At 54.1% G+C, this 17,474-nt stretch carries 15 protein-coding genes and 1 riboswitch; of the genes, 3 read left to right on the forward strand and 12 right to left on the reverse strand.

The features are described 5' to 3' along the window. Positions 1-130: 130 nt before the first annotated feature. Both Q8W32_RS04795 and prmA read right to left on the reverse strand, forming a co-directional pair. A complete protein-coding gene (locus tag Q8W32_RS04795; RefSeq protein ID WP_305413926.1) occupies positions 131-1,849 on the reverse strand; it encodes a DUF3426 domain-containing protein in 1,719 nt (572 codons plus the stop codon). Between the two features lie 187 nt (positions 1,850-2,036). Beyond that, positions 2,037-2,936, reverse strand: a complete 900-nt coding sequence (gene prmA / locus Q8W32_RS04800; protein WP_303431783.1) for a 50S ribosomal protein L11 methyltransferase — start codon at positions 2,934-2,936, stop codon at positions 2,037-2,039. 271 nt (positions 2,937-3,207) lie between these two features. Between prmA and Q8W32_RS04805 the strand changes: the two genes are divergently transcribed. Next, a complete protein-coding gene (locus Q8W32_RS04805; RefSeq protein WP_305413929.1) occupies positions 3,208-3,792 on the forward strand; it encodes a copper chaperone PCu(A)C in 585 nt (194 codons plus the stop codon). 80 nt (positions 3,793-3,872) lie between these two features. Here the strand turns inward: Q8W32_RS04805 and yacG are convergent, their stop codons facing one another. The 10 genes from yacG to Q8W32_RS04855 all read right to left on the reverse strand — a co-directional run bounded on the left by yacG (position 3,873) and on the right by Q8W32_RS04855 (position 15,366). Beyond that, the gene (gene yacG / locus Q8W32_RS04810) at positions 3,873-4,049 is read right to left on the reverse strand and encodes a DNA gyrase inhibitor YacG (protein WP_370693331.1); all 177 of its coding nucleotides are present in this window, start codon (positions 4,047-4,049) and stop codon (positions 3,873-3,875) included. A gap of 106 nt (positions 4,050-4,155) precedes the next feature. Beyond that, complete coding sequence (gene coaE, locus Q8W32_RS04815; protein ID WP_370693668.1) at positions 4,156-4,794, reverse strand: dephospho-CoA kinase; 639 nt, start codon at positions 4,792-4,794, stop codon at positions 4,156-4,158. A 6-nt stretch (positions 4,795-4,800) separates the two neighbouring features. After that, positions 4,801-5,691, reverse strand: coding sequence for an A24 family peptidase (locus Q8W32_RS04820; protein WP_303431786.1), 891 nt, complete (start codon positions 5,689-5,691; stop codon positions 4,801-4,803). A 2-nt stretch (positions 5,692-5,693) separates the two neighbouring features. Continuing rightward, positions 5,694-6,926: a type II secretion system F family protein gene (locus Q8W32_RS04825; protein ID WP_305413931.1), complete on the reverse strand. Its 1,233-nt coding sequence runs from the start codon at positions 6,924-6,926 to the stop codon at positions 5,694-5,696. Between the two features lie 55 nt (positions 6,927-6,981). Continuing rightward, a complete protein-coding gene (pilB, locus tag Q8W32_RS04830) occupies positions 6,982-8,679 on the reverse strand; it encodes a type IV-A pilus assembly ATPase PilB (protein ID WP_303431788.1) in 1,698 nt (565 codons plus the stop codon). A gap of 97 nt (positions 8,680-8,776) precedes the next feature. Then, positions 8,777-9,229 carry a pilin gene (locus tag Q8W32_RS04835; protein ID WP_303431789.1) on the reverse strand — a complete coding sequence of 151 codons (453 nt, stop codon included), beginning with the start codon at positions 9,227-9,229 and terminating at the stop codon, positions 8,777-8,779. A 108-nt stretch (positions 9,230-9,337) separates the two neighbouring features. Further along, positions 9,338-9,793: a pilin gene (locus Q8W32_RS04840; protein ID WP_305413932.1), complete on the reverse strand. Its 456-nt coding sequence runs from the start codon at positions 9,791-9,793 to the stop codon at positions 9,338-9,340. Positions 9,794-10,409: 616 nt separating this feature from the next. After that, the gene (locus Q8W32_RS04845; RefSeq protein WP_305413933.1) at positions 10,410-11,687 is read right to left on the reverse strand and encodes a hypothetical protein; all 1,278 of its coding nucleotides are present in this window, start codon (positions 11,685-11,687) and stop codon (positions 10,410-10,412) included. A gap of 57 nt (positions 11,688-11,744) precedes the next feature. Next, a complete protein-coding gene (locus Q8W32_RS04850; protein ID WP_305413934.1) occupies positions 11,745-13,931 on the reverse strand; it encodes a TonB-dependent receptor in 2,187 nt (728 codons plus the stop codon). A 146-nt stretch (positions 13,932-14,077) separates the two neighbouring features. Next, positions 14,078-14,332, reverse strand: a riboswitch (cobalamin riboswitch). Between the two features lie 98 nt (positions 14,333-14,430). Further along, positions 14,431-15,366, reverse strand: a complete 936-nt coding sequence (locus Q8W32_RS04855; RefSeq protein ID WP_305413936.1) for a ketopantoate reductase family protein — start codon at positions 15,364-15,366, stop codon at positions 14,431-14,433. A 147-nt stretch (positions 15,367-15,513) separates the two neighbouring features. Between Q8W32_RS04855 and Q8W32_RS04860 the strand changes: the two genes are divergently transcribed. Both Q8W32_RS04860 and Q8W32_RS04865 read left to right on the forward strand, forming a co-directional pair. Continuing rightward, positions 15,514-15,999, forward strand: coding sequence for a YajQ family cyclic di-GMP-binding protein (locus tag Q8W32_RS04860; RefSeq protein WP_303431794.1), 486 nt, complete (start codon positions 15,514-15,516; stop codon positions 15,997-15,999). Next, a complete protein-coding gene (locus Q8W32_RS04865; RefSeq protein WP_305413938.1) occupies positions 15,999-17,432 on the forward strand; it encodes an AmpG family muropeptide MFS transporter in 1,434 nt (477 codons plus the stop codon). Before Q8W32_RS04860 ends, Q8W32_RS04865 begins: the two co-directional genes overlap by 1 nt. Positions 17,433-17,474 lie beyond the last annotated feature (42 nt).

A 17,474-nucleotide genomic window follows, 5' to 3' on the forward strand; every position in this document is an offset into this window, starting at 1 on the left:
GGATAGCTATGGACTGATCAAAAAGTGTGCGGAAAAAAGTGGCGCTATCATACTCGGATGAATCCGTTGAATAAAGGCCACTTTGCCAACAAATATGGCATTTTTCTTACAGCCTGTGGTTATTCCGGAATTACTGATTGTCTACCAGTTGTACCGCGTAGCTGACGGCATTTTGACCAGGGTCAAGAATCTCCAGGGCAATATGTACTGGTGTTCTGCCGGGCATGCTGTGTTGCCCTGCTACCTCTCCGGCCAGATATTCGGCGGGGGTGAATTGGCGACTGGCAATAACGTTTTCATTCAGGTCGCGGAAAATCAGTACCAGATCCGGGAACGGCTGCTCAAATTCCGAGTTGTTCAGCAGCAGAGTATCGACAATCAGGGCGTTGGCAATGGTCGGGTGAGTACGTACCACCAGGTTGCGGGTCGACATGGTGCGGACATCCTGAACATGGGGTAACTGACAGCCAAGTACGGAACAGATGGTTTGATACAGAGGGCGTGTGCCAGGGCTTCTTGACCACTGGTCAAAGTTGAAATACAGCACTTGCCCAGCCAGCAGTACCAGTAACACCATGGCGGCAATCAGCCAGCCGGTTTCTGCCCGTTTTTGCTTGTCGGTATCGAGCTGTAAGGGTGTTGCATGGATATTGCCAGCCAATTCCTGATGGCGTGACGGTTGTCCGAAACCGGGTGGCAAGCTGTTTTCGGGCGTGTCATGGTCGTTTGAGTCCGCGGGCTGTACCGGGGCCAGTTCAAAACTGATGGCCGGTTTGCTCTGGTTGAGCGTGCTGCTGGCAGTGGTTGTAGTGGCAGCCGCTGCCACGTTGGGGGCAGGGGGGCGTTGACGTGGCGCTGCCTTGCTGGTGTCAGACAAACCCAGTTCGCGAGTAATTTCTGCTGGTGGTTCGTTATCGTCGTCGTCATTCAGTAACGCTCTGGCCCAGGCTTCGTCATCGTCCTCATCAGTATCGTCTTCTTCTTCGATTTCTTCTTGCAGGCTGACATCGTAGCTCAGCGGGGAGGTGCCCATGATATCGAGATCGATCAGCGAGTCGTCAATATCAAGACTGGAGCTGGGTGCCGGACGGTCGAGGTATTCGGGTTCCCGCAGACCAAGATCAGCAAAGGGGTCATCGGCAATAGCGTCGTTATCATCCGGTTGATCCATGTCGTCGTGGATCAGCAGGTCATCGTCATCGTCGTCGTCTGGCTGTTCGTTCTCAGGCTGGCTGTTGTGTTGCTCATCCGGTTGATGGCTGGGTTGTGCATGGCTTTGACTTTCCAGAGTGATTGAGTTGTCGAAACCGTCGAGCTTATCGGTATCAAGAAATTCCAGACCGTCGTCCTGGTTTTCCTGGTCATTACTGGCGCTGCCAAACAGGCTGTCGAGCAATTCGTCGGTGGAGACTTCTTGCTGGGACTCGAGGTTGATGGAACCCAATGCATCGGTGTCACTGGCTGCGGGTGTCGGAGTAGCCGCAGGGGTGGATGAGGTGTCACCAGAAGGAGTGACTGTCGCTTTGGATGTGTTCGGTCTGTCTTTACCGGGTTTGGCGGCGGCCGCTGCCATCGCGGCAGCCGCTGCCGCTCCGGCGATGGTCTGGTCAGTCCGTGGTCTGGCGGTGTTGGTTGCTGCTGCTTTGGGGGCTGATACGTTGGGTGTGCCGGTGTTGGGTTTGGTTGATTTGAGAGCGTCTTCATCGGTCGGGCTGACCAGATGGTTCAGGGCATTGAAAATCTGCAGGCAAGAGCCACAGCGGACATTGCCTTTGGCGATCGTGAGGTGTTCGTCGCGGACGCGAAAACTGGTTTGGCAATGTGGGCAGCGAGTCACATGCGTGGCCATGATGAATCCTCAGGGTTATTCCGGTTGTTCAAAACAGTAAATGCGCCAATGGCGAATGCCGGGATGCTTTGGCCACTTGATACCCTATGGTGTGTATCAAGTGGCTGCTACAAGGCAGGCGATCGGATGGGCGCGTGAGCTCCGTGCTCCTGGTCGGCACTGCCAAACGGACTCAGCAAGCGGCGGCCTATCCCTGGCGACGGGTGCCAGAGATAATAACCCAATCTTCTTGTTGCTTTGGTGTATCCATCACAAACCACTCGTTATAACGCTGAATAACCTCGTCTGCCTGCTGTGAGAGCAGGCCGGACAGCGCTAATTTACCACCGGCGCGTGTTAATTGGGCCAGAACCGGTGCCAGTTCGTTTAATGGCCCGGCCAGAATATTGGCCACGGTGACATCTGCCTGAATCGCAGGTGCTTGCGGTGGCAAGTACACCTCAAAGCGCTCTGGCGCTATATCATTACGTTGGGCGTTGTCGCGGGTAGCGGTCAGTGCCTGGGGGTCGATATCGATACCCACCATCGAACTGGCTCCCAGCAGGAGTGCCGCCATACCCAGAATGCCGCTGCCACAACCAAAGTCGACCACCAGTTCATTCCCCTGGATCTGTTCATCCAGATAGCGCAAGCACAGGGCGGTGGTTGGGTGGGTGCCGGTGCCGAAGGCAAGGCCGGGGTCGAGCATCAGATTAACGGCATCTGGCTGGGGTGGCTTGCACCAGCTTGGACAGACCCACAGTCGTGGGCCAAATTGCATGGGTTTATAGGTATCCATCCAGGCTCGGACCCAGTCCTTGTCTTCGACCTGCTCCCACAACAAGTCAACCGGGCCACTGCCGCCTTCGGCAGCAAACATCAGCGGAAATTGTTCCACTACAGCATCGGTATGGGTCTCGGCATCAAACAGACCGATAATCTGGGTGTCGTCCCATATCGGCGTCGTGCCCAGTTCAGGCTCCAGAATCGGTTGGTCGGCATTGTCTTGCAGAGTCACTGACAAGGCTCCCAGAGCCAGCAGGGCGTTTTCACAGGCTTCTACTTGTGCTGCCTTGGCTTGAATGCGCAGTTGAACCCATTGACTCATGATCTGTCTCCGATGCTGGGCCGGGGAGTCATCAGGAAATACGTTAACCCGGACTCACGGCAAAGCGCGGAGTGTGCCGAAAATATCCACAAGCGTCCAGTGGAGCGGCAAGGCCGGGGCGGCATCACGCTGTACCGGTGAGGCTGACTTCAGCCTGTGACATTTTGTCGCTGTATGCCGTGATGGCGGTCACCAGCATCCCTTGGTTTGCTTGTTATACTCGCCAGCTTATCAATAAATACTATTAATAAAGACAACCAAGGATACCGTTATGATTCGTTGCCGCCAGGTGCGCCCGTTATCGACTCACAGCCAGCCTCTTTCTATCGCCCAACGCGGCGTCAATTCGCTGCGCTGGGCCAGTCTGGCACTGGTATTGGCTGCCACCAGTCTGACTGTACAGGCGGATGGCAAGCACGACGACAAGGGCCATGATATGAGTCATATGAAGGGTATGGAAAGCGTGGAGCATAGCGCCGGTGGCAAGCTGGACATCAGTCATGCCACGGTACGCGCACCCATTCCAGGACGAACCATGAGCGCCGCGTTCATGACGTTGACCAACAAGAGTGCCAAACCGGATCGTTTGGTGAGTGCCAAATCCAGCTGGACTGACCATATCGAAATACACACACACATCCATGAAGACGGGGTGATGAAAATGCGTCAGATTAATGGGTTGGATATTCCTGCTGGACGTGTGGTTACCCTGAAACCCGGTGGTTTGCATCTGATGTTGTTTGGGCTGAAACAACCCTTGCCTGCCGCTATTGGAGGGTCGTTACCGTTGACGCTGTGTTTTGAGCATACAGGTTGCCAAAACATCAGCGCCAAGTTGGTGGATATGCGTCAATAACAGCGCCAGACCAATGTCGCTGCTGGCTGGGTTCTGCCTGGCCAGCGCTTCGTCTGCAGGCCGTGATTCACTGCGGTGTATTAATACAAGTCGTCCGACATCAAATCATTCTCATCCTGACTGCCGGGAATCCGATGGGATTCACTGGCCCACTCCCCCAGGTCAATCAGCTGGCACCGCTCACAACAAAATGGCCGGAATCGGCTGGCGGCTGTCCAGGGAACGGATTTCTGGCAGGTCGGACATTCAACCGCCAGCACGGCATCGTTGGCGGCAGAATGGCTGGTGGTCGGTGTGGCGGTGGGGGAATTGCTCATGCTGGATGCCTCGTCTGGCGAATCAATGGTCGTTGTCCTGTGATGTTTAAGAGGGTCGTACCGAAGACGCCAACGACAGATAGCCTTGATGCAGCTGGTCGAGTTGCTGCTGCAGGTCTGTCAGCGGGCCAGAATTATCGATAATGTCATCCGCCCGTTGTAATCGCTCATTCCGGCTGATCTGCGCTTTGATGATACGGCGGATCTGTTCTTCGGAATTGTCATCACGCTGGCTGGCGCGTTGCAGCTGCAGGGATTCTGGCAGGTCAATCACCAAGGTACGATGCACCAGCGCCTGCTGGCCACTCTCGAATAACAAGGGTGATGCCAGAACGGCATACGGCCCCGCCGCCTGCGCCAGTTGTTGCAGCGTGTGCTGGCGTATGACGGGGTGAGTCTGTTGCTCCAGCCAGTGGCGCTCTTGTGGATGTTCGAAGATCCGGCTGCGTAACCAGGCGCGATTCAGTTGCTGGTCGGGCTGCAGTACTTCGTCACCAAAGTGCGCCACAATCGCCTGCCAAGCCGGTTGGCCGGGTTCAACAACCTGGCGGGCGACCTGGTCAGAATCAACCACATGGATGCCTTTATTGGCAAGATAGTCCGAAGCGGCGGTTTTGCCACAACCGATACCACCCGTAATGCCCAATACCCAGTTCAATGGCATGGCTCCTGTCTGTCGTTTCATCGGGAATCAGTGCATACCGCCCAGGTACCAATGAATCAGGTCATTCCCCCACAAGGCCGCAATCCAGCCAGCCATGGCCAGATAGGGGCCAAACGGGATAGGCAGGTTTTTGTCGCGGCCAAGAATAATCACCCCGGCAATGCCAACCACTGCGCCCACGGCGGACGACAGTAAAATAATCAGCAGGATACTTTGGTAGCCCAACCAAGCTCCCAGTGCTGCCAGTAGTTTGAAATCACCAAAACCCATGCCTTCTTTGCCGGTGACCAGCTTGAACAGCCAGAACACCGACCAGAGGCTGAGATAACCAATGGCAGCTCCCCATACAGCAGAGTTCAGATCGGTAAACAGCCCCTGGGTATTCACCAGCAAGCCCAGCCAGAGTAATCCCAGTGTCAGCGTATCGGGCAGGATCTGATGGTCAATATCAATTACCGACATGGTAATCAGCAGCCAGGTAAACACCAGCATGGCGGCCAGCTGCCAGCCCCAGGGAAAGGCGATGATCAGCGTCAGGCTGAATAGCGCAGTGACCAGTTCAACGATGGGGTAGCGCCAGCCAATCGGGTTGGCACAGCCAGCGCAGCGGCCCTTTAACAGGAAAAAGCTGAGGAGCGGAATATTCTGCCAGGCCTTGACGGGCGTTTGGCACTTGGGGCAATGGGAATGAGGCGTTACCAGGTTATACGGTTTGTCCAGATCATCCAGTGCCGGGTGAGCTGGCAGCTGGTCGATATCCTGGCATTCCAGCTTCCAGGCCCGGAACATCATGATTGGCAAGCGCAGAATAACCACATTCATAAAACTGCCGAGTAATAACCCCAGCACACCAATAAACAGAACCTGCAGCAGCCAGTGACTGCCGATCAGGGCAAACAGTTGTGATAGATTTTCCATGGTTACATGACCGATCCCATTTGGAAAATCGGCAAGTACATGGCGATAATCAAACCACCAATAACCACCCCGAGGAATGCCATAATCATCGGCTCCATCATGGCGGTCAGGCCATCGACCGACTCATCCACCTCGGTTTCATAATATTCGGCAGCTTTATCCAGCATGGCATCCAGGGCACCGGATTCTTCACCGATACTGGTCATCTGTACCACCATATTCGGGAATACACCGGTAGAACGCATGGCAAAGTGCATTTGCTGGCCGGTAGCCACTTCCTGACGCACTTCCAGTACCGCATCCCGGTAGAGTTTGTTACCCACGGCACCGGCAACGGATTCCAGTGCCTCAACCAGTGGTACACCGGCGGCAAAGGTGGTTGATAATACCCGGGCAAAACGAGCCACTGCGGCCTTGTGCATGATATCGCCAAAGACAGGTAGTTTCAGAGTCAGATAATCCATCTGGTCGCGGAACGTCTGGGAGGTTCTCATCATATGCTTGAATGCGGTAACCAGAGCCACAATTACTCCCAGGGTGTACAGCCAATAGGCTTGCATAACCTCAGACAAAAAGACGACAAACTGGGTGGGAGCCGGTAACTCAGCGCCGAAGTTTTTAAACATGGCATCAAAGGTTGGCACTACCTTGATCAGCAGAATCGCGGTAACAATAGCCGCGATCACTACCACAGTAATGGGATACCCCATGGCTTTTTTGATTTTGGACTTCAGTGCTTCGGATTTCTCTTTGTAGATAGCCACCTTGTCGAGCATGGTTTCCAGCGCACCGGATTGCTCACCGGATTCCACCAGGTTGCAGGTCAGCTCATCAAAATACTGGGGATGCTCTTTCAGTGCCGAGGCAAAATCATTACCGGCGGATACGGTATCACGCAGCTTCAGGATCAGGTCTTTCATATTGGGGTTATCGACCCCATCGGAGACAATCTCGAACGACTGTACCAGTGGTACCCCGGCCTTGATCATGGTGGCCATTTGGCGGGTAAAAAAGCTGATGTCAGCTGTTTTGATTTTTTTGCCTTTGGCAGCACCGCCACCGAGGCCAAATAACGGTTGGGGTGCGCGCTTGACCTTGCCGGGCTGAATACCCTGCTTGCGCAGCTGGGCCTTGACCACGGCCAGATTCTGGCCGGACAGGGAACCATTTATTTTCTGGCCGCGTTTGTTGACGCCTTCCCAGACAAAATCAATACTCTTTGCTTGCTTGGCCATAACTGCTGGAACGCCTCTGCAAAATCATTTGGCTACCAAAGATAGCAGCCGCTGGTTAGTCTGTTGTCACTCGATTGGCTTCTTCAAGGCTGGTAACACCTTGGGCGACCTTTTGTAGGGCAGATGTGCGTAAGTCGTTAAAGCCTTCCTGGCGGGCAACATCAGCAATTTCAATCGAGTTGCCTCCCTCCATGATAATACGAGACAAGGCATCGGTTATTTTAACCACTTCGTAAATTCCGACACGACCTTTATAGCCGTGCTTGCATTGATCACAGCCAACGGGCTGATAAATTTCTGCGTTTTCGAGCATTTCTTCGGTAAAGCCGGTTTCAAGCAGGGCTTCCCTGGGGATATCGGCTGGTATCTTACAGGACTTGCATAGCCGTCGTGCCAACCGCTGGGCAATAATCAGGGAGACCGAGGTGGCAATATTGAATGATGGCACCCCCATATTGGCCAGACGGGTGATGGTTTCCGGGGCATTGTTGGTGTGCAGGGTTGATAACACCAGGTGACCAGTCTGTGCTGCCTTGATGGCGATCTGGGCAGTTTCCAGGTCCCGGATTTCCCCTACCATGATGACATCCGGGTCCTGACGCAAGAAAGAGCGTAACGCGGCAGCAAAGTCGAGGCCGACCTTGGCACTGACGTTACACTGGTTAACCCCTTCCAGGTTGATTTCGGCAGGGTCTTCCGCGGTTGAAATATTGGTGCCTTCAACGTTAAGGATATTCAGGCCGGTATACAGTGATACGGTTTTGCCAGAGCCGGTAGGGCCTGTCACCAGAATCATCCCCTGGGGTTTCGACAGGGCGTGCATATACAGCTCTTTCTGTAACGGCTCATAACCCAACATATCGATACCCAGCTGGGCTGACGAGGGGTCGAGAATCCGTAACACGATTTTTTCGCCAAACAGGGTCGGCAGCGTATTAACGCGGAAATCAATGGCCTTGCTTTTGGAAAGCCGCATCTTGATACGGCCATCCTGGGGAACCCGTCGCTCGGAAATATCCATCTGTGACATCACCTTGAGCCGGGCAGCAATCTTGCCGGTCAGCGTGACTGGTGGACTGGCGACTTCGTGTAATATGCCATCGGTGCGGTAACGTACCCGATAACGTTTTTCATAGGGTTCAAAGTGAATATCGGACGAGCCCATCTTGATAGCATCGAGCAGCATTTTGTTTACAAAACGCACGATCGGGGCGTCGTCTTCTCCAGAGGATGTCGCCGTTTCCTGGGCCTTGTCGGCAGCGTCCGGGTCTTCCAGATCGACGTCATCCAGTTCAGCATCAAGATCGCCCATACTGGAGTCATTGGCTGCGGCGATTTTTTCAATCAAGCGGTGTAATACATCATGCTCAACAATCACAGGTTCAACCGTCATGCCGGTGCTGAACTTGATCTCATCGATGGCCTGGATTTGAGAGGGGTCACTCTGGGCAACAAACAGGCGCGTGCCTCTGACCATTAACGGGATAACACGGTATTTGGCTATCAGTTCGCCGCTCAGCAGTTCCTGTGGCATCACTTCCAGGTCGTAAGCATCCAGAGACATAACCGGCAAGCCAAACTCTTCTGCGGTCACCGTGGCCAGTATTGAGGTAGAGAGCTTGCCCGAATCCGCGACGGTGGCGATAAAACCGGTCTTCTTCTCGCGAGCATCAAGCAGCAATTCTTCTGCTTGTTCTCGTGAGAGCAGGTTGTGTTCAACCAGTCGTTTCGAAATGCCAGTCAGAACGGCCATGTCATTGATACTCTTTAAAAAACCTTGTTGCAACATATCAAAGCCATACGTTCTGTACCAGTATCAGGATATGAAAGACAACGACTGGTAAACAGTTTTAATTCATTCGTGGCAGATATTTATATTCCAGCGTACCGGCAATGGCTGACCAGCTGATTTGGCCTGCAGAACTCCGGTCTGGCTTGATGGAATAGGTCTTGCCCGCAATATCAACGGGAACACCATCGGCAACCGAACCAAATTGGGCGGTGAGCAGACCGTTGGCACCGATTGTAACGGATTCCACATTGCTGGCACCGTGGTCTTCTGGCACATCGGAGATACCAAAGTGCGTGGTGAGCGCCGCGGCGGTGGTGGGCAGGGCCGAAAAACGGGAGGCGTATTCGGTGACTTGTAATTGTAATGGCCGCAGCACATGCAGGGAGCGAGTGGCTTCGGTGCGCAGGATATATTCGTTGTATTGGGGGATGGCGACTGCGGCGAGAATGCCAATAATCGCGATAACAATCATCAACTCAATCAGGGTAAAACCAGCGGCGATTGTTTTCATATAAATTCCTGACGTTGATAGAGGGTTTACGTGTGATGAAAGTCTCATAAACTCAAGCGTAGCCTATAAAAAAGCCCGCCGAAGCGGGCCTTTGACTGCTCAGGTGTTTTAGTTCACACGTGGCAGGTATTTGGCGTCGAGAGAGTCAACAGCAGAAGCCCAGGTAACAGAACCGTTAGCAGAAGCACGGGTAGGTGTCAGAGTATAGGCGTCCCCAGCGATATCGGCTGGAACACCGGCAGTTGTTGCGCCAAAAGTAATGGTCAGTACGCCTTTGCTACCCACTGCAATTGAGGCAACATTACCAGCTGCGTGCTCGGTAGCAGTACAAGACACACCAGTGTAAGCAGTCAGTGCAGCGCAGTCAGTAGGCAGTGCAGAGTAACGTGCGGCGTATTCACTAACTGACAACTGCAGTGGGCGTGCAGCCGACAGGGAGTTGGTGGCTTCAGTACGCAGGATATAATCCTGATACTGAGGAATCGCCACAGCGGCCAAAATACCGATGATCGCAATTACGATCATCAATTCAATCAGGGTAAAACCTTTTTGCATCGTTTTCATGGAAGTCTCCACTCTCAAAATTTTAGGGTTGTGCAATATTACACGTGTTATGCGATGACTATTATGAGGGGTTTTGCCATGGGAAACATCCCAAAACATCCCAACACTTCGTTGTCGAAGCACTTGGTGAGTTCGGGAAATTGAAGAGGGGGTCTTCCCGGACTCAAGCCACTGGCTTCTGTGCGTCTATCACTGGATACGCATACATAGAATATCAAGCTAATATCGTGCCAAGTATATTTTGGCTGAAATAAACAGGTTTATGTGACCTGGTTCGCTAAACCATCGGTGGGCGTTGATTGAATCGCCTGCCTTGCAGAAAAACGGGGTATCCAGTTGAGTACAATGTGACAAATATTGTCACTCGGGTATGTGGTTGTCAGATATATCTGGCCATATTGGCGGTAGTGACTTTTGTGGTCTTGATGTGTGGGCCTGATGGATACCGTCAAAGGATACGGACAGGGCCGGTTTGGGCACGGACGGGGCAGGTCACCAGGGAGAAAAGGGTGCAGGTAGCGGGCACGGATGGATATGGCTGGGGTTTTGGGGGTTTTGGAGAGTGAGGGATGTGGGGTACGGGCAGCGCCGGCCCCCACGGCTCAGACAAAAGGTATTACTCGGACACTTCATCCGTCAGGAAAGTGATTGAGGCAGGCACCAGATCGAGGTTGATAAAGTCACCGTTGACACTGTTGGTGTCGGTATCCAGCACCAGCAGGCCAGGCTGGGTAGCGTTGGTGATACCGACCCACAGGCGCTGGTTTTCATCCAGGGTGATATCGCCGAGGGTATAGCTGTCTTCCGGGTCGCTGACGTTGCTGGCCATCAGGCTGTTGATATCAATGGCAACCGGGTCGCTGCTGCTGTTGGGGCTGATTTCATACAGGTAGCTGGCAACAGTGCTCCATCCGGCTTCAACATTGATATTGACGTAGGCCTTGTCTTCGCTGACAACAGTGATGTCTTTGACATGGTAGTACTGTGCCGGTGAGACGCTGGTGTCGTTCAAATCGGCGAAGGTGGTGCCATCGATGATATTGCTGATCGCATAGGTGGTGGTATCGATGACATCGACGCCGCCGCTATTGTCGTCGTAGTCACCACGGGCAGCGATATACAGCTGGCCATTAAGCAGTTCCATGCTGGTGGGATTGGTCACGGTCAGAGGAATGCCTTTCAGGCCATCGGTGCTGGTGTCGGTATCAATTTCAATAAGGGTGTCGAGGTCGTACACCACGACGTAGGCGGTGTTGTTGCCGTCATAGCCGTAACGCTGGGTCAGAACAAACAGTTGGTTGTTGTCGATGGCGGCATCGACCATCCCCGGTGTGGTGCTGTAACCGCTGACGCTGTAATCGGACAAGTCGATGGTATCGACCTTGAAGTCGTCTTCGCTGCTGGCGGTGGTGTCGACTTTCCAGGCTGTTTCCGCGCCGTAACGCATCAGCCAGCCGTATTGGTCGTCCTGATGTACCAGGGTATAGACGTTGGCGCTGCTGTCGCCATCATCGTTGGTGGTGTAGGTCCATTCCGGGCTGCTGAGGCTGGCGGTGGCGTCGTAGCGGCTGATGGTATCGACGTAATATTGGCCAATCCGGTATAGCCAGTTGGCTTCGCTGGTGATGGTGTAGTTGGTGTTGGTGTCGCTGAATAATTGTTGCTGGACGCTGCGGTCGCCGGTGATATTGCCGATGGCAACATGGCCACTGCTGTAGTCGGCAGCGGTGGTTTGTACCGCATAGGCTCCTTCTGCAATGGGTTGGGCGTCGTCGTCGTCACCGGCACAGCCACTCAGCATCAGGGTCGCAGAGAGAAGCAGTCCGGCGGTGCTGAACGGGGACAAACAGGTGCGGGATAATGTTGTTGGGTGATCAGGCAGACGGTTAGGCATAACAAAATTCCTTGGGTGTCGTTTGGCAAACTTGTTGGTTGCTGGTGATATGAATATTCAAAGCGAGTAGCTCAGGTACAGTGTCCATTCCCGGCCACGAGCCGGGCGCCCACTGAAGTCGTTAAAACTGTGATTAAACAGGTTGTTAATCCGCAAACCGGCGTGGGTCGGCAGTAGTGACGGTCTGGATGGCACTGGCCATTGGTAGCCGTAATGGATGTTCCAGAGGCGACGTTGATCCCCGGGTACGCTGTTGTAGCGGTCGAGGTAGAGGTCGTCAGCCAGCTCGGCATGGAGATCGATACTGTGGTGCCGGGTGGTCATGGAGGATTGCCAGAGTAATCCGGCAATCAGCCGCAGGTGATAGATGCCGGGCAAGTATTTGTTATCAAAGCCAACGATATCGCTGCTGCTCTGGCTTTGGTAATGGCTGCCTGCCAGCTGCAATTGCCACATCCCCAGGCTCTCTGTTGCGGGTGCTGCGGTCACAGGGCGGTTGAGCTGACTGTGCAGCTGCCATTCCAGCCCGGCCATGGTGGCATCACTGGTATTTTCATAGCGACCAGCCCCGGTTGAGGGGTCATACACGGCGACGATGGCGTTTTCCAGTTGGCGGTGGAACAGGTTGAGGCTGAGCTGCTGGGGGCGTTGTTGCCAGTCTCCGCTCCAGCTGATGTTTAACGACAGTGTTTGGCTTTGCTCTGGTTGAAGGTCGTCGTTGCCCCGGGTCAGGCCGCGGTTGCCGAAGCGTTCATACAAACTGGGTATTCTGAGTGCCTGTTTCCAGCTTAGTTGCAGCTGGCCGTTGCCGGTATCGCTGAGCCAGTATTGTTTCAGGCTGACCAACCCGGAGGTCCAGGACTGCTGCTGATGGGTGTTGTCGCTGTCGCTGCTATCGGTAGCGCTGGTTTGCAACAGGCTGTTTTGCTGGTGGTGGCTGCTACTGATACTGAACTGGCGTGTACTGTCGCTGTTTTGCCATTGTGCCCGACCACTCAGTTGTACTTGCCGCAGCCAGGAATATTGGTCGCAGCGGCTGCTGAGGGAGTCACAATCACCGCTGTCGCTGTCAATCAGGTAGCGGCTGCGATAGCTCTGCTGGCTTATCTTGATACTGCTGCCCAAATCCCAGGCGTGCCATTGTACCTGGCTGCCAAGTTTGGCTTCGCTGTGTTGGTAGCGATAACGGTTGTTGCTGTCGACATAACCGAATACTGCGGTTGGATCGTAAAATGCCTGGCGGTTCAGCGAGTGCCAGAGTTGCCAGTGCTGACGAAAATCTTGTCCCCAGTTGCCCGACAGTTGTACGCCCAGTTGCTTGCTGTCCAGCCGGGAGCGGTTACTCGAGGAGTTGCGATAATACTGTGGCAGTTGTTTGGATTCATCTTGCCAGTACAGGCTGGCAAACAGGCCGGGTTGCTGATGTTTCAGTGTCAGGCGGTCGCGACGATAGGCGGCATTGTTGAGTGCTTGTTGTTGTCCGGCTGGTTGGCTGGTGTCTTCCGGGCTGCTCACCGGGTAGCGGTAATTGTTGTCGCTTTGTTGGTGGTCGATCAATAAATCTGTAGTGCTGTGAGGCTGAGTCCGTAACGGTTGTTGCAGATTCAGGGTCGCCGTACCGTAGCTGCCAGCCGCGGCGGATAGTTGGGTGGGCCTGCTGCTGGTATTGGATGGGCTGCGACGGGTCACGATGTTGATGGTACCGCCGATCGCTTCATCACTGATCAGGCCATTGTCGTCGGCATCGCTGCCGCTGGTCAGGACATCGACTCGCTCAATGGAAGCCAGCGGGATGGCATTAAGATCGTACTGGCCGTATTGACCTGTGGTTACGTCAACGCCATCGATCAGTAGGCGGGTTTGTTTGGCATCAGCCCCTTGCATGGAAATCAGTACCGGGTCGCCCAGCCCCCCCAGGGATTGCACCTGCAGGCCGTTGATACGGCTTAGAAATTCCCCCAGGTTCTGATAACCAGCCGCCAGGGCTTGCTGATCGTAGAGTCGGTAGCTGGTGTCTGCGGCGGGTTCTTGATGGCCATAGACAACCAGCTCATCATCGGCGACCGGCGTATCGTCTGTATCATCGTTGTGTGTCGGGGTTACCGAATCGGCAAAACTGGCAGGCGCAGACAATAACAGGCTCAACATCAGGCTCGACAACAACGATGGTGTCCTTGCCTGTTGGAGGTGGCAAGACAACGGCTTGCGAAAGGCATAACACCAGAAGGGCAAACGTAATGTCATGGAAGTCCTGAGTACCGGGTCAGAATATAACGGCAAGAGCAGGGGGAGCAGACCAGGCAAGCAATCATTGCTTCCGAAGATGGCGGAAGACATCGCCGGGGCGGCGATTGGCGATTGGCACAAATCCCTCCCGCTGCCCTCCGCAACGTCGGTTGATAAAAACAGGCCGGTATCCGGGCTGACGACCTGAGCAGATGCTGCTCGTTCATAACGCCTTCCCACCGGTGCCTGTTGGCTGGCTCGGCAGTGGCTAGTGTCCTGTATGGGCAGGAACCTGTTATTGAATGGGTCGATCACCGTTGCGGGGGCAGCGCCGGTTTATGTTTTTACATCACCGGTCTTCCCGTTTAACCCGAGGCTGAATGATTCAGCCCATGGGCACCTGATTCTGGGCGCAGAGTAGCGGTGGTAATAGCAGGCGTCAAGAATTGCAAAGTAAAATCGTCGAGTCCGGCGCCGTCTGTGGCTGTGGTTTGCCTGTAAGCAGGGAAGGGCGTCCCTAGGTGGGGAGGCCGCTGCGGATATTAAGCTGATCCATTAATGCCCGGGTTAAGGGCAAATCGATTTTTGCCGCGCTGGCCTGGGTCAAGAGATAGCCACAAATATGATCCAGCTCGGTTGGGCGGTTGGCCAGTACGTCTTGCAGGCTGGATGAGCGGTTATCCGCCGTCGACAGGGCAATCTGTGTTACCCGCTCTGGCAGTTGATCTGGTAATGGCCAGCCTTGATGTTGATACAGCTGTTCTATTTCGATGGCCAACGAGTGTAACGGCGCACGGTATTCAGGGTTGCTGATTAATGCGCCATTGAGGCAGCGGTAGCAGGCGGTCAGGGGATTGATCACTGCGTTAATTGCCAGCTTTTGTCGTTGCCGTGTAAGAATATCCGAGACAACCTGGGTATGAGGCAAGTGGCTGGTGATCTGTCGCGGTAATCCATTTGCCTGTGCCGAAGGCAGACCAATCCAGACATCACCCAGTCCGGCATATATGACGCTGTTGTTTTCCAGGCGGTAAGCGCCGTCGGTGGAGATGCCGTGCCAGAGCTCGCAGCTCTGCCCTTGTTCTTTGAGCCAGTGAGCGACTTGTTCATGCTGGCCCATACCGTTTTGTAGCAGCAAAATGCGGTCAACCTGATGCAGTTTGCTGGCATAAGGTAACAGGGCATTCAGGGTGTCACTGGCTTTGGTGGTGATCACCAGCCAGTCCAGCCGCTGATGGTTCCATGGTGGCAGTGACAGAGTCAGGGTCTCTGGCCATTCAGGATGACTCGCACGAATATCTGGCCCGTATTGCAGGGTACGTTCCAACGGCGGGGTGGCCATTGTCGGGGATTGTGGTGAGCGGCCAAGCACATAAAGACGGTGCTGACGCCAGTAGCTGGCCATGACGGTGCCAATGGCACCCAGGCCAAGCAGGCCGATGGATAATGTCATGGCAGGATTATAAGTCGCTTGATGAGCTGGAGCCAGAGCGGGAGGATGACTTTTGCTTTTCAGTGCTGACAGAGGTATACAGTCCGGCTTATTGCCATGCTTATGACTGTATATATTTATTGACAGGTTATTGACAGGAGAAGCCCAATGCCATCGTTTGATGTCGTTTCCGAAGTGGATAAACACGAAGCCCAGAATGCCGTTGATCAGGCCAATCGGGAATTGTCCACTCGGTTTGATTTTAAAGGGGTTAATGCCAGCTTTGAGTTAAAAGATTTTGCTGTCACCTTGACGGCTAATGAGGAATTCCAGATCGAGCAGATGAAACCCATGCTGGAAAGCTCTTTGATCAAGCGCAAGATCAAGGTCAGCTGTCTGGAATATGGCGATCTGGCCGGTGCAGGCAAGCAGGTCAAAATGATCGCGACCTTGCGTCAGGGTATCGACAAGGACCTGGCTCGTAAAATGGTCAAGATTGTCAAAGACAGCAAATTAAAAGTGCAGGCATCGATTCAGGGAGAGATGGTGCGGGTACAAGGTAAGGCGCGAGATGATTTGCAAGCGGTGATGGCGCTGTTTCGTAATGACGATTCCATCGAGATGCCGCTGGCGTTCAAGAATTTCAAAGACTGATGTCTGACCGTAAGGTAACGGATCGCTCTTCTGTTCAATCCAGCCTGGATTCTGCCACGACTTCGACGTCTTTTTTCGGCTGGTGGCGTGATGCCCGGAAAATTTACACCCGTAAGCCGGTACTGGCGATTGCCTTGTTGGGTTTTGGTGCCGGGCTGCCATTTTTGTTGGTGTTTTCGACCCTGACAGCCTGGTTGCGGGATGCGGAAGTGGAGCGCACGACCATCGGCTTTTTTGCCTGGATCGGTATGACCTACTCGATCAAGGTATTCTGGGCACCGGTCGTGGATCGAGTCAGTATCCCCTTGCTGAGCCGTTGGCTTGGGCAGCGACGCAGCTGGATTCTGGTTGGGCAGGCAGGGATTGCCAGCGGTTTGTTGTGGATGAGCCTGCTCGACCCGCATACGGATTTATGGTGGATTGCGGCCTCTGCTTTCCTGGTGGCGTTTGCCTCTTCGACCCAGGATGTGGCGCTGGATGCGTACCGGATTGAAGCGGTTGACGATGAGTATCAGGGTGCCATGTCGGCCAGTTATATTTTTGGTTATCGGGTGGCCTTGCTGTTTTCCGGAGCCGGAGCCTTGTATTTGGCGGACTGGTACAGCTGGAGCTGGTCTTATATCGGTATGGCAGCGTTGATGCTGGTGGGGATTGCCGCCACGTTCTGGTGCGACGAACCCAACCACCTGGATGCAGAGCAACGTGGCCGCATGGACGCTGAGTTGATCGATCGTTTGATCGGGCGTCCTATGCATCTGATGCAACGTCCGGCCTGGCAGCGTTGGCTGCTGGGGGCGGTGATTTGCCCGTTGCTGGAGTTCTTCCAGCGTAATGGCTGGTTTGCGTTGCTGATTCTGTCGTTTATCGCCGTTTTTCGTTTGAGTGATATCACCATGGGGGTGATGGCCAATCCGTTTTATCTGGATATGGGGTACAGCAAATCAGACATTGCCCGCATCGCCAAAATTTTTGGTTTTGTGATGACGGTGGTCGGGTCGGGTGTCTGTGGTGTTATGGTTGTCAAATGGGGCATGTACCGGCCTTTGCTGCTAGGTGCAATCCTGGTAGCGAGTACTAACCTGTTGTTTGCTGTGATGGCCATGACCTGGGATGGCAGTCGCCCGCCACTCAGTTGGCTGGCAGTAGTCATCAGTGCTGATAATCTCAGCGGAGGGATTGCCAGCACCGCCTTCGTGGCTTACCTCTCCAGCCTGGCAAACAAGAGTTATACCGCAACGCAATATGCCTTGTTCAGTTCGCTGATGACCTTGCCGGGCAAGTTTATCAGTGGCTTTTCGGGTTGGGTTGTTGATGGCTGGGGTTACAGTGACTTTTTTATTATCGCCGCTGCATTGGGGATTCCTGCGGTTTTGCTGGTGCTGGTATTGATGAAACAGCAGCCGGAAGCGCGTAACAAATCACTTCCAGGCTGAGTGCTGGGTACAGGGTTTGTGGGTCTGTGGCTTCGGGCGCTT

The sequence above is a fragment of the Oceanobacter sp. 3_MG-2023 genome (assembly GCF_030688925.1).
GTDB lineage: Bacteria > Pseudomonadota > Gammaproteobacteria > Pseudomonadales > Oceanobacteraceae > Oceanobacter.